This is a genomic window from Bacillus sp. FSL K6-2944, from assembly GCF_038005385.1.
Taxonomy (GTDB): domain Bacteria; phylum Bacillota; class Bacilli; order Bacillales; family Bacillaceae_G; genus Bacillus_A; species Bacillus_A cereus.
This window is the reverse complement of record NZ_JBBOTE010000001.1, coordinates 2,303,446-2,325,218: the sequence shown is the minus strand read 5'-3', so window position 1 is coordinate 2,325,218 and position 21,773 is coordinate 2,303,446. Positions and strand designations below refer to the sequence as shown.

The following is a 21,773-nucleotide window of genomic DNA, read 5'->3' as shown; positions in this document are numbered from 1 at the left end:
ATGAATTAATCGCCAATACTTAATTAAAATATAAATAGAGAGAAGAGATTGTCGATGATTCAATTACATGTATATGAAGAGATTTTTCATTTTAAAGAAGATGTTACACCATTTCTAGAAAAGAATGAGCAGGAAAACAATCTCATATTAGGTGTATTACAAATGGTCCAACAACCAACATTTATGGGGATAGCGAAACAAGGAGAAGAAATTGCGGTTGTATTTCTGCAAACAGAAGAGAAGAAACAAATCATTGTTGCAACTTCTGAAATTTCGGGAGTAGCTATTGAGGAACTTGCAAAAGAGTTAACGAAAGTATATCCGGATATTCCTGGATTGATCGGTAATAAGAAAATTGTACAGAAATTAGCGGAAGAGATTGCGGTATTAGAAAATAAGAAAATGAATGTTGCAATGGAGCAAGGTGTGTATGAGTTGAACAGAGTAAAGAAGAAGTGTAATGCGAATGGACTTTTTCGAGCGGTAAATAATGATGAATTACCATTAATAGAACAGTGGATATATCAATTTTGTGAAGATGTAAAGCTTCCTACTACGAAAGAAGAAGCAAAACAAACTGCATATACATTAATAACTACAAATCGACTGTTTGGTTTGGAAGTGGATGGGAAACTCGTTTCTGTAGCTGCAAAAACGAGACCAACTAAAAATAATATAACAGTTAATTTTGTATATACGCCGAAAGAAGCAAGGAAAAAGGGATACGCATCTAAGTGTGTAGCGGCACTTAGTCAACGTATGTTAGATGAAGGGTACAAGACGACTACGTTATATACTGATTTAGCGAATCCGACATCGAATAAAATTTATCAAGAAATTGGTTATGAGCAAATTGCGGAGTCTGTGCTTATATTTTTAGAGAAGTAGAACAAAAAGGCGTGCTATTTTAGCACGCCTTTTTGTTATTCATCGATTCTAATAACCTCGCCTTGAGGGAAGTCCTCAGTTTCTAGTAAGTTACGAATAGCTTTCGCAACATATTCAGGTGATAATAGTTTTCCTTCTTCTTTTAATGCAATGAAGCGGTCCAAATTTATGAAATCTTCTTTATTTGTTTCGCGAATTTGTGATTGCATATTTGTATCAACAACGCCAGGTGCAAAAGCGACGATTTTTACTGGATATTCTTTTTCCACTTCTTCAGTTGCTACGCACTGTGTAAACATATTTACACCAGCTTTCGTTGTACAATAAGCGCCCCAGCCAAAGTAAGGGTTTTTTCCTGCACCAGATGAAATGTTAATAACGCGTTTATCTACTTTCCAGTCTTTCGTATGTTTCATAAATGTAGATGTAAGAATCATAGGTGCAAGTAAATTAATGTGAACGTTCGTAATGAATTGTTCACTTTCAGCTTTTTCAATTGGCTTCATAGGTGCAACTGTACCCGCATTATTAATTAAATGAATAGAGGATACATTGTCTTTTTTAATAGATGAAATGATCTCTTTAAAGTTAGTTTCTAAGTTATGTACATCTTGAAGATCTAGGGAATGAAAAATGCAATTGCTGTTATATTGCTCTGCAAGTTTTGTAAGCTCTTGATTTTCTCTTCTAGAAATAGAGATGACAGTTGTATTTTTTTCTAATAATTGCGTAGCGATTGCCTCACCTAAACCTTGTGAAGTTCCTGTTATGATAACGTAGCGCATAGTTTTATAAACCCCTCTCATATGTGCGGAATTTTGTTGGACAACGTACATTGTATAGTTTGTCTACATTTTATAGTATAGAGCACTTTTTACTATAATTGAAATGAGATGATTGTGTGCCTTTTATAAATAGGTTTACGACAACAGTACCTGGTGCCGTCACGTTTACTGGGAATACGCTGGGACTTAGCCCTACATCACCTGCACCAGGTAATATTTTTGGTACACTTGCTGTGTTTACGACAGTAAATACAGCATTGCAAGTACCAGGGTTCCCAGCAGGGACAACAGATGAATGGCAATTGAATTCTTCAAGTGCAATTTTAAATCTTCCAGCGGGAAGCAGTGTATTATATGCAGAATTAGTTTGGGCTGGTACTTTCCGGACTGATACGGAAGATGTGTTACCATTTTTAAATGATAACATTACATTTACAACGCCAGCAGGGACGTTTTCTGTTACGCCAGATCCTGCTACCGCGCAGCAAGGTTCAGTAGGAAATCAGTTTTATTATGCTCGCTCTGCCAATGTAACAAATCTTGTTAGTGCAGGTGGAGCAGGCACATATACAACGGGTGCTGTGCCAGCTGCAAGAACTTCAGCCGACCCGACAATCAGTCGTTCAGCTGGATGGACGCTTGAGGTTGTGTATCAAAATGCAAGTTTACCACTTCGAAATTTGTCAGTATATGCAGGTCAAGAAATTATCGATGCTTCATCCCCGCCAGTTGATGCTACAATTTCAGGTTTTGCTACGCCGGCAACAGGAGCTGTTACAGGAAGAGTGCTCGTAACTGCTCAAGAAGGTGATTCTAACATTGTTGGAGATCAACTTCGCTTTGGGCCGAATGCAAATGCTACAGTTGCATTATTCGGACCGAGAAATCCTGCGAATAATTTCTTTCAGTCACAAATTTGTAATGATAGTGGAAATTTAGATACGAGCGGCACGTTTGGAGATTTGAATCAGCCGTTAGGGGTAGCTTTGGCCGTCCGAAGACAAGGGTGGGATATTACGAATGTAGATGCCTCCTCATCTTTAGTAAACAGTCAAACATCAGCAACGGTTCGATTTGTTACAAATGGAGATGGATACGCAGCAGCTGGTTTTGGTGTTCAAATTGATGCAACAGGTCCAATTATTAATCCTGTTAAATCAGTTAATAGAACAGTCGCAGGGGTAGGGGATACCCTCACTTATACGATTACGGTCCCAAATACAGGAACAGGAAGTGCAGAAAACGTTGTATTACGTGATAGTATTCCGAACGGAACGACGTTTGTTGCAGGTAGTGTTACGGTAGGGGGAGTAACACAGCCGAATGCAAACCCTTCTAATGGAATTAATTTAGGTACAATCCCAAATAACACGCAAAGAATTGTTACATTTCAAGTTCGAATAATATCATTCCCGAATCCCAATCCTATTTTAAATCGTGCAATGGTGTCATATCAATTTCGTCCTTTCGTTGGTAGTCCTCCTATTACAAGTACGTCTTCTTCAAACACAGTACAAACGACAGTGAATCAAGCAACTATAAGTATGCAGAAATCTGTAGATTTACAGACGGCAACGCTTAATGATGTATTAACGTACACAGTTAATATCGCAAATAATGGAAATGTCACTGCGAGCAATGTTATTTTTGTTGATAGTATCCCTGCTGGAACAACATTTGTCGCAAATAGCGTTACGGTAAATGGAGTAGCGCGTCCAGGAGCGAATCCAGCAAGTAGTATTAATCTAGGAAGTATTAATGCTTCGCAAACGACTGTAGTGCGCTTTCAAGTTCGAGTAACATCGAACCCTCTTGTCAATCCAATTCCAAACCGTGCAAGTGCAACATTTACCTTTACTCCAGTGCCTGGTCAACAACCAGTTTCAGGGCAAGCGACAAGTAATACTGTAGTTACGACAATTAATATAGCTGATATAACAACGAGAAAAACAGTGGATAGAGCTTTTGCAACGGTTAACGATGTTCTTACGTACACGGTAACAATTCAAAATACAGGAAATGTACTTGCAACGAACGTTATTTTTCAAGATCCAATACCAATTGGAACGACATTTATAGCAAATAGTGTGACTGTGGATGGGGTTTCACAACCTGGGGTAAATCCAGCGACTGGGTTTACAGTAGCAAATATATCTCCCGGCGGAAGTAGGACAGTGACTTTTCAAGTACGAGTGACATCAACGCCATCAGGAGGCACAATTGCGAATCGCGGAAATGTAACTGCTAATTTCGTCGTTATTCCAAATCAGCCACCAATAACGATTAATAGACAAACGAATACAGTTGTGACACAAGTTAATACAGGCGGTTTAAATGTAATAAAAGAAGTGAATACAACGCAAGCGGCAGTAGGAGACACTTTAACATACACAATTGCCGTTCAAAATACAGGGAATGTTCCGTTAACAAATGTATTTTTCCAAGACCCTATTTCTTCTGCTGTTTCATTTGTTGCAAATTCTGTAACAATTAATGGAGTACAGCAAAGTGGACTAAATCCGAATACAGGATTCTCTCTTCCGAATATTCCTGCGGCTCAAACGGTTGTAGTCACATTTGACGTAGTAATTGTACAGAATCCAGAAAATGAAGATATTTTAAATCAAGCAAATGTAACAGCAAGCTTTCAAGTGAATCCGAATGAACCACCAGTAACAATCAATGTACCGAGTAATGTTGTGAATACGACAGTACAATCAGGAAACTTTGAAGTTGTGAAAGCAGTCAATACGGATGTTGCAACAGTAGGGGATATTTTAGTATATACAATAGAAGTCATAAATGCAGGTAGTGTACCAGCTACGAATGTATTTTTCCAAGATTCAATTCCCCAAGGGACATTATTTATTGAAAATAGTGTAGTTGTGAATGGTGTTTTACAAGAAGGGGCAGATCCAGAACTTGGATTCCCATTAAATAATTTGCCTACTGGCGCCAGTGTTATTGTTACATTTGAAGTATTAATTGATGAAATTCCCCAAGGAAATAATGTTGTAAATAATGCGAATGTAACTGGAGATTTCCTTGTAAATCCAACAGAGCCGCCGATTACTGTAACAGTACCAAGTAATACTGTTATGACGATCGTGAATTCTTCAGGGTTAAATGTAATGAAAAGTGTAAGTGCTACTGAAGCCGGTGTAGGAGATACGTTAACGTATACAGTTCGTATACAAAATAGTGGAACGGTGACAGCGACAAATGTATCATTCCTTGATCCGATTCCAGTTGGAACCACTTTTGTAGCGAATAGTGTAACAATAAACGGGACGCCTCAACCAGGTTTAAACCCGACAACTGGATTTCCACTTGCTAATATTCCAGTAGGAGGAATGGTGACGGTCACTTTTCAAGTGACAATCACGAGTGTACCACCAAATAGAGTTCTTCCGAATAATGCGAATGTCACTGCTGATTTCCAAGTAAGTCCTCTCCAGCCACCAATTACAATTGTAACGATTAGTAATATTGTTGTGACGCGAGTGAATGTAGGATCACTTAATGTAATGAAGAGTGTAAATACACTACAAGCCGGTGTAGGAGATACGTTAACGTATACGATTCTTATTCAAAATACAGGAACTGTTCCTGCAACGAATATTGTTTTTCAAGATCCAATTCCGTCTGGTACTGCCTTTGTAGCAAATAGTGTGACGATAAATGGAGTCGTACAGCAAGGCGCGGATCCTATGCTAGGTTTCCCGGTACCAAATATTCCGGTCGGGCAAACGGCTACGATTACGTTTCAAGTTACAGTGACGAGTGTTCCGAGCGGTGGAAATATAAGAAACCAATCGAACGTTACTGCAAGTTTTCTTATAAATCCAGCAAACCCTCCAATAACGACTGTTACAAATAGTAATTTTGTAGTGACGCAAGTAAACACAGCACAGTTAAATATACAAAAATCTTCATCTGTACAACAAGCAGCACTTGGAGAAACTTACACGTATTCTGTTGTCATTCGAAATAACGGTACAGTAACAGCAACGAATGTCTCTTTCCTTGATCCAATTGCTTTAGAAACAACTTTTGTAGCAAATAGTGTAACGATAAATGGAACGCCACAACCTGGATTTGACCCAAATGTTGGTTTCCCGCTTCCTAATATTGCAGCTGGAACATCATTGACAGTAACGTTCCAAGTTACGGTAGTTGCACCGTCTACACGTGGAGCGGTATTAAATACAGCATCTGCTACAGCCACTTTCTTATTAAATCCTTTACAGCCACCTGTAACAACAACGAATTCAAGTAATACAACGGTAGTTACAATACCGTTACCTCCTCCTGGTGAAGTAACTGCAACAAAAACAGTTGATGTTGCAACTGGGGCCGTTGGGGATGTATTAACGTATACTGTGCTCATTTCAAACGTAGGAATTATCCCTGTTACAGATGTGTTCTTCCAAGATGTCATACCAGAAGGAACGACGTTTGTTGACAATAGTGTAACGATAGGTGGAGTGCAGCAACTTGGTTTAAATCCAGAAATAGGATTTACAGTTACTCCATTATTAATCGCTGGTGGAAGTATTGAGGTCACATTCCAAGTGACGATTACAGAAATTCCAGATAATGAAGTCATATTAAATGATGCAGATGTTACATTTACTTCACAACCAAATCCGCAGGAACCACCGATTACGGAAACGATATTAACAAATTTAGTCGTTACGACAATTAATATAGCCTTTATTTTTCCATTGAAACTAGTAGATAAAGAAGTAGCGACGGTAGGAGAAATATTAACGTATGATGTATTGATTTTTAATTTCGGAACAGTGCCAGCGACGAATGTTCAATTTATCGATACTACTTCCGCGGGTGTAGCATTTGTACCAGGAAGTGTGAGCATAAACGGGGTACCAGCACCAGGATTAGATCCTTTCATTGGTTTTACAGTTCCAGATATACCTGTCGATGATTTTGTACTTGTCACATATCAGGAAGTGGTTACAAGCATACCAGAAGGTGGAACGATTGTTAATTTTGTAGACGTTACAGCTACATTTGCTGTAAGTGAAACAGAACCGCCTATTACGGAAACAACGACAAGTAATACGACATTAACAGAAATCAATGAGCCTGGTTTGAATGTTTTAAAATCAGTGAGTCAGCCGGTTGTTGCAGTAGGCGATACAATCACATATACAACAGTAGTTCAAAATACAGGAACAGTGCCAGCAACGAATGTTCAATATAGTGATGTATTACCTTCCTCTATAGCATTCGTGCCGAACACTGTAACGATAGACGGTGTGTTACAACCTGGATTCAATCCGAATAATGGATTCCCGCTTCCAGATATAAACCCAGGTGAAAGTGTAGAAGTCATCTTCCAAGTAACCGTTGTTAGTGCGCCATCAAACGGAACAATTGCCAATACGGCAAATGTAACTGGAAGTTTTGTATTAGTACCAGGAGAACCACCAGTTATAGTAACAGAGCCGAGCAATACAACACTTACAACTGTAAATAGAGGGCAATTTAATGTTATTAAACAAGTAAATAGGGTTGCTACTCTCGTTGGAGATATATTAACGTATACGGTTCAAATAACAAATACTGGAACAGTAACAGCTAATGCTGTTCAGTTTGTTGATACCATTTCAGCAGGGGCGTCATTTGTACCAAATAGTGTAACGATAAATGGAGCCTCGCAACCAAACTTAAATCCGATTACTGGATTTGGAGTTGGAGATATCCCAGTTGGTGAAACAGTTATAGTGACGTTTCAAGCGACAGTTACAAACATCCCGTCATCAGGAACAATTACGAACGTTGCAAATATAACAGGAAGCTTTACTTTAGTGCCAGGAGAACCACCAGTTGTAGTAACAGAGCCGAGTAATACGACGATAACTAGAGTGAATAGAGGACGATTCAGCGTTATAAAATCTGTAAATAAAGAAGCGACACGATTAGGAGATACGTTAACGTATAGTGTGCAAGTTACAAATACGGGAACGGTAACAGCAACGAATGTTCAGTTTATCGATGTTCCATCACCTAGTTTAGAATTCGTTCCTGGAAGTGTACAAATAAATGGGATTCCGCAAGTAGGTTTAGATCCATTTGTAGGCTTTGCATTGCCTGATCTTGCAGTAGGGGATAGTGTATTAATTACATTTGAAGTAAATGTAATCGCAGTTCCGCCTTCTAGTAGCATTATGAATACAGCAAGAGTAACGGGTGATTTCGAATTGATTCCAGGAGAACCTCCGTCTACAATTACAAATTCAAGTAATACGACGGTTACGCCGGTAAATAGAGGTAGCTTAGATATGCTAAAAGAAGTAGACCATTCAGTTGTTGGTGTAGGAGAAACGGTAACGTATACTGTTCGTATATTAAATACTGGTACTGCTGATGCAATGAATGTTCAATTTATCGATGTGCTATCTCAGGAAGCTGATTTCGTTCCAAATAGTGTAACGATAAATGGGGTTCCGCAACCGGGGGTAAATCCGCAGATTGGATTTACGATACCTGATATACCAGTTGGTGAGACGGCACTTGTAACATATGAAGCTACGATTACAAGTTTTCCGGATGGTGGTACAGTAGTGAACGTTGCTGGGGCGTTAGCAGAATATATTTTAGTACCAGGGGAGCCGCCAGTTACAGTGATGGATACAAGCAATACAGTTATAGTGACGGTAAATACTGCAATCTTATTTGTTGCAAAAGGAGCAAACTTTGAAGTAGCAATGATAGGGGATGTTGTCACTTACGGAATCGCTGTTATAAATGATAGTACAGTTCCTGTGACCAATATTGTGTTAACAGATATCATTGATCCGAATACGCTATTTATAAATGGTACGGTAACGGTAAATGATGTACCTCTTCCATTTGCTAATCCGAATACTGGTATTCCGTTAGGTGATTTTCAGCCAAATGATGCAGCAATTATTAATTTCCAAGTTGTAATAATAGGAGGGCAAGTAAATAATTTAGTTACAAATACTGCTACAGCGAATGGGCTTGCAACTGTAAATCCGAATGAGCCGCCAGTAGTAGTTGAAGGTGATAGTAATACAGTTGTTATCCCGTTTATTCCTCAAAATGTCTCAACGACAGTCGTAAAAACGGCAGATTTACAGGTAGCAACAATTGGAGATGTCATTACGTTTACGACAGTCATCACAAATACGGGTGATACTGTAATGCAAAATATTCGTTTTCAAGATATGTTAGATAGTAGTGTTCGATTTGTTCCTGGAAGTGTAACGGTTGATAATACGCCAGTGCCGAATGTAAGCCCGGCAGTAGGGTTTCTTATCGGAAGTTTAAATCCTGGTGAAGCAAGGACAGTTTCGTTCCAAGTAGCAGTACAGAGCGCGCCAAATGGTTCAGGAAATTATATAAATCAAGCGAGTATTCGTTTTGAACATCAAGTAGGCACAGTATTGCCACCTGTTACACAAATAGTAGAAAGTAACATAGTTGTCATTCCATTTGTTCCAACGATTGAACAAATTTGCGAAACGAATCTTAATTGCTTAGGGAAAATTCCTTTTCAATGTTCTCCGTGTGATCATTTGCAAATAAAGAAAAAATAAATGAAGAAAGAGCATCCTGTAAGAGAAGGATGCTCTTTCTTCATTAATCATGTAGATTCTTTTTCGGGCGAGGTGAAAAATTCGTCGATTTTGTCGGAAAGTAGTAATGGAATAGCTCCTTTTATAACAGAAATGTCCCAGTCCCACCATGCAAGATTCTCTAGTTTGTCAATTGTTTCTTGCGGGAAACGATATCGAATAAATTTTGCTGGATTACCAGCCACAATTGCATATGGAGGGACGTCCTTTGTAACAACACTTTTTGCACCAATAATGGCACCGTTACCAATTGTAACACCAGATAAAATGCAGGATTGATAACCAATCCATACATCATTGCCAACTACGATATCACCTTTTGAAGAAGGGTGACCAGTAATATGTGCTCCTTCATCAAAAAGTGCATTAAATGGATAAGTCGTTATCCAGTCTGCGCGATGTTCACCGCCAAGTATGAAAACGACTTCTTCTGCTAATGAACAAAACTTACCTATTTTCAATTTTGTTTCATCGTTCCAAGAAAAAATGGTTGGCCCTACTTTACTATAAGTATAATCACCAATATCATATTTATTATATTCAGGTTTTTGATTTAAATATAACATGCTTCTTCAGCCTCCTTTCTCAATTAAGCGATACGTATGGAATATTATATGCAAGATGTAGTAATGTGAACTGTATTAATAGGTGAAATGAACAAAAGGGAGTGGGATGTATGCGATACGAAATGGGTTTATATAATAAACCGTTTCAGTCAATTCAATCAGGGAAAAAAGTATATGAAGTACGCCTATACGATAAAAAACGTCAACTAATAAACAAAGATGATGAAATCGTATTTACGAATCTTACGACAACAGAAATGATGACGGTAAAAGTAACGGAAATAAAGCGATACGAGAGCTTTAAAGCTATATATGAACAAATCGATAAAAAATTATTGGATTGTGAAAATGATAGTTTAGAGGAAATGTTAGAAAGTACATACAAAATATATACGAAAGAACAAGAAAAAGAGTGGGGAACAGTTGCGATTCGTATTGAGGTAATAAAATGATAAGAAATCGCGGAGCCGCTATCATTGTACAGGAAGGAAAAATCGCTCTTATAAAACGTATTCGAGAAGAGGAAAGATATTATGTTTTTCCTGGCGGAGGGATTGAGGAAGGTGAAACGCCTGAAGAGGCAACGAAAAGAGAGGTATACGAAGAATTAGGGGTACATATACAAGTGGAGCACCTTATTGCAAAGGTAAAATATAAAGGAAATGAATATTATTATGCTGCCTATATTACAGGCGGAGTGTTCGGAAGCGGAACAGCTGAGGAATTTCAGCTGGAAGGTAGGGGAAATTATATTCCGTTATGGCTACCGATAAACGAGTTGGAAAAAGTGAATATAAAACCTTATGAAGTGGTCAGAAATATATTTAATCATTATAAAATATAACGTCTGACAACATACAAAAAAAACCATTGACATAGTCTTCTGATTTAAGTATTGTATTCGAGTATGTTTATAATCAGGAGGTTTATATGAGCAATCAAACTACTACACATCATGTGAAAATGACAACAGCGGATCCATCTGGAATTGGTCTATTTGGATTAGCGATGGTAACACTTGTAGCATCATCTCAAAAGTTAGGCTTAACAGATGGCGTTTCACTTGTATTACCGTGGGCAATCTTTTTAGGAGGATTTGCACAAATCTTTGCTTGCATTCATGATGCAAAGCATAACAATACATTCGGTACAACAGCATTCGGTGCGTACGGTCTATTTTGGCTAGGTGTTGGAATGACTTGGTTAATTCAACTTGGAGTATTTGGCGAAAAATTAGCACAAGCTGCAGATTCAAAACAGCTTGGTGTAGCCTTTATCGGATATTTGATTTTCACAATCTTTATGACAATTGGTGCAATGGAAACACATAAAGTATTATTTATGATTTTCGTCCTTATTGATTTCTTATTTATCGGTCTTTCATTAAGTACTTTAGGTGTTATGCCGCATGCAATGCATAATTTAGCAGCATATTCTGAACTTCTTATTTCATTATTATCTTTCTACGGTTCAGCAGCAGCAGTGTTAAATACACACTTCGGAAAAGTTGTTTTACCAGTAGGAAAGCCTTTTGGTATTTTTAAAAAATAATAAAAAAGCACAGATGATTGTATAGTCATCTGTGCTTTTTTATTTATTCCGCTCTTTGTGGGTTGTCTGAAAAAGCCTGATTGGTGAGGACTCATTAAACTTTCACTTTATCCCGCTATTTGCCGGGCAGTAAGCCCCCCCCGCCTCAAAATTCAGCGGAAACAAAGAAGTTAGGTGGGGGATGAATACCCTCACTGATTAAAGTTTCACCTTATTTGAAATAAGTAATGTGAAATGTAAATAAAAGTAGAAAAAATCAATTGAAATTGATTCTCATTATTAATATAATGAGAATGAGAATCATTTATTGTTAGAGGGGGATGCCAAAGTGGCAAAAATTTTAATAGCTTATGCAAGTATGTCAGGAAATACAGAGAGTATTGCTGATTTAATTAAAGTTAGTTTAGATGCTTTTGATCATGAAGTAGTATTGCAAGAAATGGAAGGCATGGACGCTGAAGAATTATTAGCTTATGATGGAATCATTTTAGGATCTTATACGTGGGGCGATGGTGAATTACCATTTGAAGCGGAAGATTTTCATGATGACTTAGAAAATATAGATTTAGCTGGGAAAAAGGTAGCGGTATTCGGATCGGGTGATACGGCGTATGAACTGTTTTGTGAAGCGGTAACGATATTTGAAGAACGTCTTGTGGAACGCGGTGCAGAGCTTGTACAAGAAGGGCTGAAAATTGAATTAGCTCCAGAAGATGAAGAGGATGTTGAAAAATGCAGTAATTTTGCAATTGCATTTGCTGAGAAGTTCTAAGAATGGGAGTGTCAACGTGGAGACAATGTTAAGTGCAACTGCTATTACAAAGTTAAGAGATGGAAAACTGTTGTTAGCTACTACATATAATGGCTTATTTGTTGAACAAGACGGAGAATGGAAACGAATTTTAAATGGTTTTCAAAAACGAATTAGTGATTTACATAGCGAAGATAATGTAGTTTATGGTGTAGGTGACGAAGGGATTTTTATTCGCAGTATGAATGGTGGAGAGAACTGGACAATTCAGCGTTTTCCAACAAAAGCAACGAGTTGGAATGTATGTAGCAATGTACAAGGAACTGTTGTTGCTCATGGAGAAAAAACGCTGTATCTTTCTAATAATTTCGGTTTGACATGGGAAACTATTCATCCGTTTCTTGAGTATGGCAGTGCGGCACCGTCTATTCGATCATTATTTTTATATAAACATTACTTATTTATTGGTACGAAAATACATGCTAAATATGGTGGTGTTTGGCTCTTTGATTTGAAGACACGTAAATTAAAGAGGATTAAAATTGCGATGAATCAAATGATCTCCGCGTTGACTTTACACAATTCTTATTTAGTAGCGGCAAGTGGATCGTGCAAGGGAGTTAGCGGAAATATTTCTTATTGTAAAATAGATGAAAGTATTGCAAGTGAAAAAATATATTGGCATACATGTCAAAGTGAGCAGAAAGCAAGTAGTTATTTAGACTTAAGTGTAGATCAACATGTTTTATATACAACTTCAACGCAAAATAAGGCGGGGATTAGTAGTGTGTGCCGTGTGCTTCTTGAAGAAGGTATTGTTACAGTATGTGATTCAGTTAAAGGGCACGGATGGCGCATTGTTAATCAAAAAGATGGTTATGTAGTAGCCGGATCAGGTGAATTAAAAGCAATGCAGTGGGAACAAAAAATAATTTAAGAAAAAAACTTTACTTTTATTATATTGATATGATATAGTATATTTAAACCATTTTACTTTTAATAATATAGAGATTTAAATGAGCTGTAACTTCCGAGGAGGATAGCAATGTTAAATCTCCTCAGGGGTTGCAGTTTTTTAATATCTGGCTTATTATTGTAAGGTGGTTGAAAATGAATATGTACATATAGGTACATTGTAGGAGGATTTTTTTCATGCAAAACGGTAAAGTAAAATGGTTTAACTCAGAAAAAGGTTTCGGTTTCATCGAAGTTGAAGGCGGAGAAGACGTATTCGTTCATTTCTCAGCTATCCAAGGCGAAGGCTTCAAAACTTTAGAAGAAGGTCAAGAAGTTACTTTCGAAGTAGAACAAGGTAACCGTGGACCTCAAGCTACTAACGTAAACAAGAAGTAATTTTTGAAAAAAGAAGGGCGAGCCCTTCTTTTTTTTTGCATTTTTATAGATGTCCTCCTACTTACATATCATAACAAGACTGAATTTTCATTTATTTATTCGGAGTATTTTTGTATAAAGTACATGAATAAATAAATACTGAAAATAAAGTGTTTGTGTGAAAAGGAATTTAGAAAGAGGTAAATAAATTGAAAAACGCTACACATTTCATTGTGTTTGATATTGAAAGGAATTTCAGACCGTATAAATCAGAAGATCCATCAGAAATAGTTGATATCGGAGCTGTAAAAATAGAAATAGGTACAATGAAGATAATTGAAGAATTTTCGGAGTTAGTAAAACCAAGTGCACGATTAACTCGTCATACAACAAAATTAACCGGTATTACGAAAAAAGATTTAATGGGTGTAGAAAAATTCCCTCAAATTATAGAGAAATTTATTCAGTTCATCGGCGAAGGTTCTATATTTGTTTCATGGGGAAAAGAAGATTATCGCTTTCTATCTCATGATTGTACATTATATGGTGTTGAATGCCCAAGTATAGAAAAAGAAAATAGAATTGATTTGCAAAAATTTGTTTTCCAAGCATATGAGGAATTGTTTGAACATACGCCAAGTTTACACTTTGCGGTAGAACAGCTCGCTTTAACGTGGGAAGGAAAACAGCACCGTGCTTTAGCAGATGCTGAAAATACAGCAAATATACTTCTTAAAGTATATAGCGAGAGAGATATTAATAAGCGATACAAAAGACATGGTGAACTTGAACTTGTAAAAAACGGAAAACTAACAGAAAAAGCGAAAAAAAAGATGCGAAAATGGGTATTTAAAGAACTAAAGAAAAATACAGAACGCCCTTTTGAATGGAGTACATTTGAAAGTAGTGACACGTGGGAAAGTATAACGGAAAGATATTATATAAGTGAAAATACAGTAGAACTCCTGAAAAAACATTTTCGTACAGCAGTGAGAAAAGCGGAACGGCAGATTAGGTATTTGGCTGAGATGGAGGAGAATACAGAGGTTAAATGAATTTCTCCTCCACCTCTAACTACATACATGTAATAACAGCGTATTGATATTAAATAGGCATCAACTTGTTGTTGTGATTGTGCATTATAATTGCTTTGGGAGTGTTAAGACGTAATAAGAGCTTTAAACCGTATTAATAAAATAAATATATATATATAAAGAAAAGAGTGTAGTTTAATGGAAACAATCTTTAACATTTTAACTGTTTTAGTTTTTGGGATAATATTTACCACACAATTAGCATTAACTACACTTTCTTTCATAGTAAAGAAGAATTGGAAAAAACTTAATATCTCTTTAAGTTGTGGTGTATTAAAGTTTAAAATAGAAGAGTAAGATTGAGCTTTGTACAAGACCTGCGGTAGTATGTCAACTGAGAAATAACAAAGTTTAAAGTTGCCAAAGGTCAATTTGTTTAAAAAAGGCATCACGAAACTAAACCAGTAACGAATGTAATTTACTGGAAAATAATGAAAGGTAGCGATGACAAAAATTTATGTCATTCTTTCACACACCTTCCAGGCGTAAAAAGTTGGTGGCTACGTAGTAGCGCATCCACCAATCGCACAAATTTTCTTGCGGTTAGAACGAGTGCACGTTTGTGTTGATGTTTTGGTACTTCATTATATTTTTTCACGTAATACTCTTGATAATCTGATACATGCTTTCTTACTGAATTGGCGGCTTCAACTAAGTAATAACGCAAGTAATGATTACCTGTACGGGATAATGAAGTATCTTCAGCTGTAAAACGACCAGATTGGTGCTTTCGCCAGTATAATCCAGCGTATTTGGCTATTTTTGTTTCATCGTCAAATCTTTCGATTTGGCCAATTTCAGCAATGATACCGGCAGCGAAAACAGGACCTACTCCAGGAATAGATTCAAGTGTTTGGGTCAAACCAGCCATGATTTTTTTAATAGACTTTTCTAATTCCTTGATTTGCTGTTGAAACGTACGAATGACTGCGATGGATGTACCTAAGATGACATCTATTGAATCTTCTACAACCTTATCCAAGCGATAAGAAGCTTTCACAGCTTTTTGAATGGATGCTGCTACGCATTTTGGATCACCAAAACGGTTTCGACTTTTTTCCTGTAGGAACTCAGCGAGTTCTTCTAAAGGCATATTAGCTAGTTCCTCTAAGCTGAATTTTTCAAGAAATAGTTCTGTCATGGCGCTACCAAATACGGAAGTATCCACCTCTTGTGAAAATGTATTACATTTAAAACTTAGGTGTTGAAGAAAGTGTTGTTTTTCTTTCGTTAACATTTTGACAAGTTGGTATCGTGATCGAGTTAATTGCTGCAGTGCCACGTACTGGCTTTCTTTTACGATAGACATTTGATTGCGGCCAAATCGTAAGTAATCAGCAATGACATAGGCATCAATCTCATCGGTTTTATTCATGTCAGAATAGCTTTTCTTAAAATTTGCGACTTGCTTTGGGTTTAGGAGAAATACTTTTGCTCCAAAACGCTGTAAATCTATATCATGGTGAAGAAACATAGAAGGATGAAAGCTGTAAACAGAGGTGGATTCTAGGCCAATCTTAAGGATGTCGACCTCTTTCCCTGCAACACACTGTAATAATTTTTCTTTGAGTGTAGTAGCTCCTGGTAGGTCATTACTGACCGAAAAAGAATCCAGTTTTTCTCCATCACCATTTAAAAAGCAAACTTTCATATCAAACGAACTTACATCTAAACCAACAAATAATCTCATGTAAGAGACCTCCCTTCTATATTAGAATCATTTCTTGGACGTCTCGAGATATCTCTAGTGTGTACGCCGACCAACAACCTCGTGTATGAGAGCTAGTCCTGAATCGAAAGCCGCCCTAGAGCTACTATCATCTAGGTTCGAGGGGCAGGCTGCTCAGCCTGCGAGTAGGGAGTCCCGCACGTTCACTGAGAAACACTCTTCAAATGTGGTAAATCCACAGGAGGTGAAAGAATTGTCCCAAATGATCCTACAATCATTATCTAGAAATATCTTGAGACGTCCAAGTATTTTTATTTATAGGGCTCTTATTAAGAAGAAAATCTAAGCCTGTAATAGGGCTTAAATATTAATATACGAGGGAGGTGTGATAGTGGTAGACTTGGATATTAAAGATGTCACAGTAAAGATGGAATTAAACGGTGTCTTTTGGAATGAGGATCGGATTGCTGAAATGAAGGTGACTACAAAAGAAGAGCATTCTGTTATTCTTCGTCTAGTAGTTGATTTAGAAAGTAAAACTATTAGGGCGACGAGTGCGGAAATAGTGAATGGATTCTGCCCTCTGTGCAAACAGAAAAGGGACGAATGTAGTGAACTTAATGACTTGCAAAACAAAATGGAAATTTTAGAAGAAGCCTACGATTGGGTGAGAGAACATCCGGAATATCGTTTTCAATTATCTTTTTACGAGTACAATAAATTTGAGGTAGTAAAGTGAATTTGCATCTTAACAACTTATAGAAGGACTTGGTCAACTAGAAATATTGAAGTAGATATTTCTAATGGAAATAAGCTTGTATAACAAGGAAGGGATGTATTTGATTCTGCAACAAATGTCATCTTGCATCAAAAAAATTTGAAAATAAACATGTTTTATTATAAAGCAGAAAAATCGATTCTTAGTAGAATCGGTTTTTAATATAAACAAAAGAGCGCTTATTATAAGCGCCCAGTAACAACAGTTATATGGAAGTATTTATCCCGTAAAAGCCCGATTGGTGAGGGTTAATAATTAGTGGGGGATGAACAAAACCCCACTGATTAAAGTTTCACTTTATTCAATACCGCTCGGATCAAACGAATACTGCTGCTTATTCTCAATCCGCTCAATCACATCTTGCAGCTCATCTGGCTTCAGAAACTCAATAGGAGAGAAGCCTTTTTCAAATGTAAGTGTGTCTGCTTCAATCATAAGTACATATCGATCATTTACCTTCGCAATATGTATTTGATCCCCGAAATCAGCAAGCAGGGCCTTCACAGAGATATGATCTGCTTTTAGTTTTAATTCGACTTCAGGAGCATGCTCGACGATTTGAGCAGTTGCTTCCATTACTTCTTCGGTTGAAAATTGTTCCATAATTTCGCGTTTCGGACTGGCAGCCCATACTTCCATCGCTTGGTCGAATTGTTCGCGTTCTTCCGTACCTTCTTCAAATACATCTTCAATTTGGTCGTATACCATGTCCATTACTTGTGTTTTCATAATTTCAGGCATAGAGCGTTCGTATTCGACGAATTTTAAGAAGTCTTCAAAGTAGCGGGCATGTGATGCTTGGTGTATTTTTAGTTCGCCTACTTCAACCATACCTTCTTCAGGCATGTACGGATATTGGATAGATTTCATATTCTTTGTTGTGATGGCCATTTCAACGTTACGAATCAGTGTTGATTCATCAGAAATAGAAGCAACCTTTGGTTCAAAGTCGCATTTCATTACGAATACGAATGGATCATCAAAGTATTTGCGTAGTTTTGCCTGAGCAATTAAAAATACACCACCACGTACAGCGCTTGTGTCAAGATATGTATAAACGAGAGGTTCGCTCATATCTTTAAAGTTTTCTTTTGTTTCTGCAAAGCGAATACGATTAAAAAGGTTGTAATGAGGGTTTGAATCAAGTTCGTGCCCTTCTTCTACAATAAAGCGACCAATTTTTGTTGGGGCTTGTTCTGTTTTTGCATGACGTTCTACTTTTCGCTTCGATATTTTTAATAACTCACCATTCAAAAATTCTTTTAAGGAACTATCTTCATATTCTTCAGCGTCTAAAGTTTGAAAATGTTTGTAGCGTTTATCAACTGCTTCACCTTTTCCTTCTACTTGTACAACATAAAAGGAAAGATAATTTATTTCAAAATCCATATTTATCACCTTGTTTCATTTCATTAACTCTTATCAGTATAGAGATGGAAAAAACTTTCGTCAATTTATATAAGGAAGGGGAAGCCCCTTCCTTTATATAATCTTTATTTTCTCGATTAAAATCCGTCTTCTAATGCTGCGAATGGAATGTTTAGTCTGTTTTCTACTGTGCGTAAACGTTGGTTTAAGCGGTTTAGTCTACGTGTATGGCGCTCAACTGTATTTTCTAGTTGACGAACTCTTTGTTCAAGCTCATTTACGCGTCTTTCTAATTGACGATTTCCAGTGCCAGGAAAAGAGATTGGAAGTTGGAATTGTCTATTTTGGTCATATGGATTCGTGTGCTCTGCTTGATCTATATAAGATTGATATTGTGTTTGTAAGTCATACTGTGGTTGTTGGTACGCATATTGATTATATGGATCATATGGATTGTAGGGATACATAATAACATCCTCCATTTCTTTAAAATAGGTTGAATTCACCATAATGTATGTGCAAAAGCGGAGTGGTGGCACGGCAAATACCTATTTATGTTGACGGGATTTCTCTTTATCCCGCTATTTGCTGGGCAATAAGACCCCCATGTCAAAATTCAGCAGAAACAAAGAAGGTCGGGATGCCCGTAAAACCCCACTGATTACAGTTTCACTTTATAAAAAATAGCTTGAGGGTTTTTGATTTGTATTTCTTTTGCTTAATGGTATATACTGGATAAAAGAGAGAGTTTACATAAAAGTTACAATTCTATCAAACTCAAACTTTTATGTAAATATGTATAGACATTTATAAAAGAAAAGAGTAATTTATATAGAGTGAAAAATAACTTGTAACATTTTATAAACATATTGTAAAATGATTGTAACAAAACATACATGAAAATGAAATAAATACATAATAGTGATGTTGGGGAAAGGGAGAGAGTATATTGTTCCGTAAAGTAAAGGGTATATTGGTTGGGGTGTTATGTGTAGCTATAATGAGTGGCTGTGGTGCAAAAGTAAGTGATGTTGCATTGGTAAGTGATATTGGTGGGCATACTGTAGAGGCTAAAGCAGAAGTGCAGGATACTATTAGTTTAGTTGATGGTCGAACTGGTACTGAAGTGAAAAAATTAGATTTATCTAGTTTAGGCTATTTTGAAGATGAAGCGAAATTTAAAAAGTCTGTAACAAAGGTTGTTGGTGAGGTTGGAAAAAGCGTTGACAAAAAAATGGTTCCTTCACGTATAGCACCTGATGGAAGTTGGCAAGAAGGAAAACCTTCTTATGAATTAATGGAAAAAGAATTAGTAGATAAATTATTAAATGTTGGTATGTGGGATGCTACGTATCAGTTGCCGATCGTGGAGAAAAAACCAGTCGCAACATTAAGTGATGCGCAAGGAAATGGTACGGTAATTGGTAGATATGAAACGAACTTAGGTGGTTCAACAGGTGGCCGTATTGAGAATATTCGTTTGTCAGCAGCGAGCATAAATGGAGTTGTGTTAGCAAAAGGAGACCGTTTCTCTTTTAATTCATTAATCGGTGATACAACACCAGATAAAGGATATCAATTAGGGAAAGAAATAGTTGATGGTAAATTAGTAGATGGATATGGCGGTGGTGTTTGTCAAACATCTTCAACTTTATACAATGCAGCAGATCAAGCTGGTCTGAAAATGGTGGAGAGAACTACACATTCTAAAACGGTAGGTTATGTTCCACAAGGAAGAGATGCTACAATTGCATATCCATACTTAGATTTAGTATTTGAAAATACGAATGATGCACCTGTGAAGCTTTATATGGGCATTCAGGGTGGAAAGCTAGTTGCTGAAGTACATAAAATGAGATAAGAGTTAAAAAGCCACCTTTTCTAAAAGTTAGAATGAAGTGCACCCCAATTGTTAGACACAGCCTAACAATTGGAGGTGCATTTTTTATGGCTAAATTTTCTTCAAAAGAAAAAATCCAAGCGGTGAAACGATATTTAGATGGTACAGAAAGTGGAAAAACAATTGCTAAATCTATAGGAGTTAACCCTAGTGTACTTCGTGAGTGGATTAGACGATATGAGTCTTCAGGTGAAAAGGCCTTTGAAAAGTGCTATACATTCTACCCAGCCCAGTATAAACTAGATGTATTTTATTATATGAATGAACACGGGACATCTATCAGAGAAACAGCGGCACTTTTCAATATACCGTCTTATGAAACACTTCGGAAATGGAAAATAGCTTATGAAACAGGAGGATTGGATGCCCTACAATCAAAGAAAAAGGGGCGTCCAACCATGAAAGATAAAAAAATAAAACCAGTAGATGAAGGATCAATCGAAGCCTTACAAGCGGAAAATGAGCGTTTACGTATGGAAAATGCCTATTTAAAAAAGTTGAATGCCTTAGTTCAAAACAAAGAAAAATCACCAAACAAGACAAAGCGCAAGTAACCTACGAGTTAAGGCATGAATTTCCTATCAAGGAGTTACTTCAACTCGCAAACATTCCACGTAGTACGTACTATTACTGGATGAAACGTTTTAATCGTCCTGATCCAAATGCGGAGGTAAAAGAACTGATTCAAGCTATTTATAATGAACACGATGGGTGTTATGGTTATCGTCGTATTCGTGATGAACTTATGAATCGTGGACACAAAGTAAATCATAAAAAAGTGTATCGCCTTATGAAAGAATTAGGGTTAAAATGTCTGGTTCGTATGAAAAAATATCGCTCTTACAAAGGGACAGTTGGGAAAATTGCGCCAAATATTTTAAATCGCAACTTCCAAGCTGAAAAACCAAATGAAAAGTGGGTTACAGATATTACGGAGTTTAAGTTATTTGGGGAGAAGTTATACCTATCACCAATGTTGGATTTATTTAATGGTGAAATTATCACATATACAATTGGTTCAAGACCGACCTATTCCCTTGTTTCAACGATGTTGGACCAAGCCCTTTATTGTGTAACCGATCCGGATAAACTACTCATTCACTCTGATCAAGGTTGGCACTATCAAATGAAACAATACCGTCATTCTCTTAAGAATTGTGGCATAACTCAAAGTATGTCTCGCAAAGGAAACTGTTATGACAATGCCGTTATTGAAAATTTCTTCGGTATCATGAAATCGGAATTTCTGTATCGAAAAGAATTTGAAAGTATAACACATTTCAAACAAGAATTAGCAAAGTATATAGAATACTATAATCATAAAAGAATTAAGGCAAAATTAAAGGGTATGAGCCCAGTACAATACCGGGCTCATACCCTAGAGGCTGCCTAATGAAACGACCTGTCTAACTTTCGGGGGTCACTTCAGAAAAGGTGGCTTTTTATTATGAAAATAAAAATGT

17 protein-coding genes are annotated in these 21,773 nt (G+C 36.9%); 12 read left to right on the top strand and 5 right to left on the bottom strand.

From position 1 onward, the window contains the following. Positions 1–54: 54 nt before the first annotated feature. Positions 55–888 (top strand): GNAT family N-acetyltransferase, encoded by an 834-nt coding sequence (locus MHH55_RS11735; RefSeq protein WP_000615384.1) that lies wholly within the window; start codon positions 55–57, stop codon positions 886–888. A 35-nt stretch (positions 889–923) separates the two neighbouring features. Here the strand turns inward: MHH55_RS11735 and MHH55_RS11730 are convergent, their stop codons facing one another. Further along, a complete protein-coding gene (locus MHH55_RS11730; protein WP_001271070.1) occupies positions 924–1,673 on the bottom strand; it encodes a (S)-benzoin forming benzil reductase in 750 nt (249 codons plus the stop codon). A 116-nt stretch (positions 1,674–1,789) separates the two neighbouring features. Between MHH55_RS11730 and MHH55_RS11725 the strand changes: the two genes are divergently transcribed. Continuing rightward, positions 1,790–9,262: a DUF7507 domain-containing protein gene (locus tag MHH55_RS11725; protein ID WP_074555049.1), complete on the top strand. Its 7,473-nt coding sequence runs from the start codon at positions 1,790–1,792 to the stop codon at positions 9,260–9,262. 47 nt (positions 9,263–9,309) lie between these two features. Here the strand turns inward: MHH55_RS11725 and MHH55_RS11720 are convergent, their stop codons facing one another. Then, positions 9,310–9,867, bottom strand: a complete 558-nt coding sequence (locus MHH55_RS11720; protein WP_000966302.1) for a CatB-related O-acetyltransferase — start codon at positions 9,865–9,867, stop codon at positions 9,310–9,312. A gap of 110 nt (positions 9,868–9,977) precedes the next feature. Here MHH55_RS11720 and MHH55_RS11715 point away from each other — a divergent pair, with 110 nt between their 5' ends. The 7 genes from MHH55_RS11715 (at position 9,978) to MHH55_RS11685 (ending at position 14,556) form a co-directional block, all read left to right on the top strand. Beyond that, on the top strand, positions 9,978–10,319 hold the full coding sequence (locus MHH55_RS11715; RefSeq protein WP_074555052.1) for an ASCH domain-containing protein: 342 nt from the start codon (positions 9,978–9,980) through the stop codon (positions 10,317–10,319). Then, complete coding sequence (locus MHH55_RS11710) at positions 10,316–10,711, top strand: NUDIX hydrolase (RefSeq protein ID WP_000620822.1); 396 nt, start codon at positions 10,316–10,318, stop codon at positions 10,709–10,711. The genes MHH55_RS11715 and MHH55_RS11710 overlap by 4 nt, the downstream gene beginning before the upstream one ends. 86 nt (positions 10,712–10,797) lie before the next feature. Then, positions 10,798–11,418, top strand: a complete 621-nt coding sequence (locus tag MHH55_RS11705; RefSeq protein ID WP_000070938.1) for an acetate uptake transporter — start codon at positions 10,798–10,800, stop codon at positions 11,416–11,418. A gap of 328 nt (positions 11,419–11,746) precedes the next feature. Next, a complete protein-coding gene (locus MHH55_RS11700; RefSeq protein ID WP_001062752.1) occupies positions 11,747–12,190 on the top strand; it encodes a flavodoxin in 444 nt (147 codons plus the stop codon). Between the two features lie 16 nt (positions 12,191–12,206). After that, positions 12,207–13,106 carry a WD40/YVTN/BNR-like repeat-containing protein gene (locus tag MHH55_RS11695; RefSeq protein ID WP_078186412.1) on the top strand — a complete coding sequence of 300 codons (900 nt, stop codon included), beginning with the start codon at positions 12,207–12,209 and terminating at the stop codon, positions 13,104–13,106. A gap of 215 nt (positions 13,107–13,321) precedes the next feature. Continuing rightward, on the top strand, positions 13,322–13,522 hold the full coding sequence (cspB, locus tag MHH55_RS11690) for a cold shock-like protein CspB (RefSeq protein ID WP_001179150.1): 201 nt from the start codon (positions 13,322–13,324) through the stop codon (positions 13,520–13,522). A 188-nt stretch (positions 13,523–13,710) separates the two neighbouring features. Further along, positions 13,711–14,556: an exonuclease gene (locus tag MHH55_RS11685; protein WP_000786414.1), complete on the top strand. Its 846-nt coding sequence runs from the start codon at positions 13,711–13,713 to the stop codon at positions 14,554–14,556. Positions 14,557–15,055: 499 nt separating this feature from the next. Here MHH55_RS11685 and MHH55_RS11680 read toward each other — a convergent pair whose 3' ends face one another. After that, complete coding sequence (locus tag MHH55_RS11680) at positions 15,056–16,285, bottom strand: IS110 family transposase (protein WP_340880302.1); 1,230 nt, start codon at positions 16,283–16,285, stop codon at positions 15,056–15,058. Between the two features lie 370 nt (positions 16,286–16,655). On the opposite strand from MHH55_RS11680, the gene MHH55_RS11675 reads away from it, so the two are divergent. Then, positions 16,656–17,003, top strand: coding sequence for a hypothetical protein (locus tag MHH55_RS11675; protein WP_000227983.1), 348 nt, complete (start codon positions 16,656–16,658; stop codon positions 17,001–17,003). A 336-nt stretch (positions 17,004–17,339) separates the two neighbouring features. On the opposite strand, the gene MHH55_RS11670 is transcribed toward MHH55_RS11675, so the two are convergent. Both MHH55_RS11670 and MHH55_RS11665 read right to left on the bottom strand, forming a co-directional pair. Further along, positions 17,340–18,431: a DUF3900 domain-containing protein gene (locus MHH55_RS11670; RefSeq protein ID WP_000345046.1), complete on the bottom strand. Its 1,092-nt coding sequence runs from the start codon at positions 18,429–18,431 to the stop codon at positions 17,340–17,342. Between the two features lie 116 nt (positions 18,432–18,547). Continuing rightward, positions 18,548–18,877: a hypothetical protein gene (locus tag MHH55_RS11665; protein WP_000283715.1), complete on the bottom strand. Its 330-nt coding sequence runs from the start codon at positions 18,875–18,877 to the stop codon at positions 18,548–18,550. Positions 18,878–19,359: 482 nt separating this feature from the next. On the opposite strand from MHH55_RS11665, the gene MHH55_RS11660 reads away from it, so the two are divergent. Continuing rightward, positions 19,360–20,271, top strand: coding sequence for a VanW family protein (locus MHH55_RS11660; protein WP_000488973.1), 912 nt, complete (start codon positions 19,360–19,362; stop codon positions 20,269–20,271). Between the two features lie 86 nt (positions 20,272–20,357). Beyond that, a protein-coding gene (locus MHH55_RS11655) for an IS3-like element ISBth10 family transposase (RefSeq protein WP_340880703.1) occupies positions 20,358–21,703 on the top strand; the annotation gives its coding sequence in 2 pieces (ribosomal slippage) (positions 20,358–20,799 and positions 20,799–21,703; 1,347 coding nt in all). Positions 21,704–21,773: the final 70 nt, after the last annotated feature.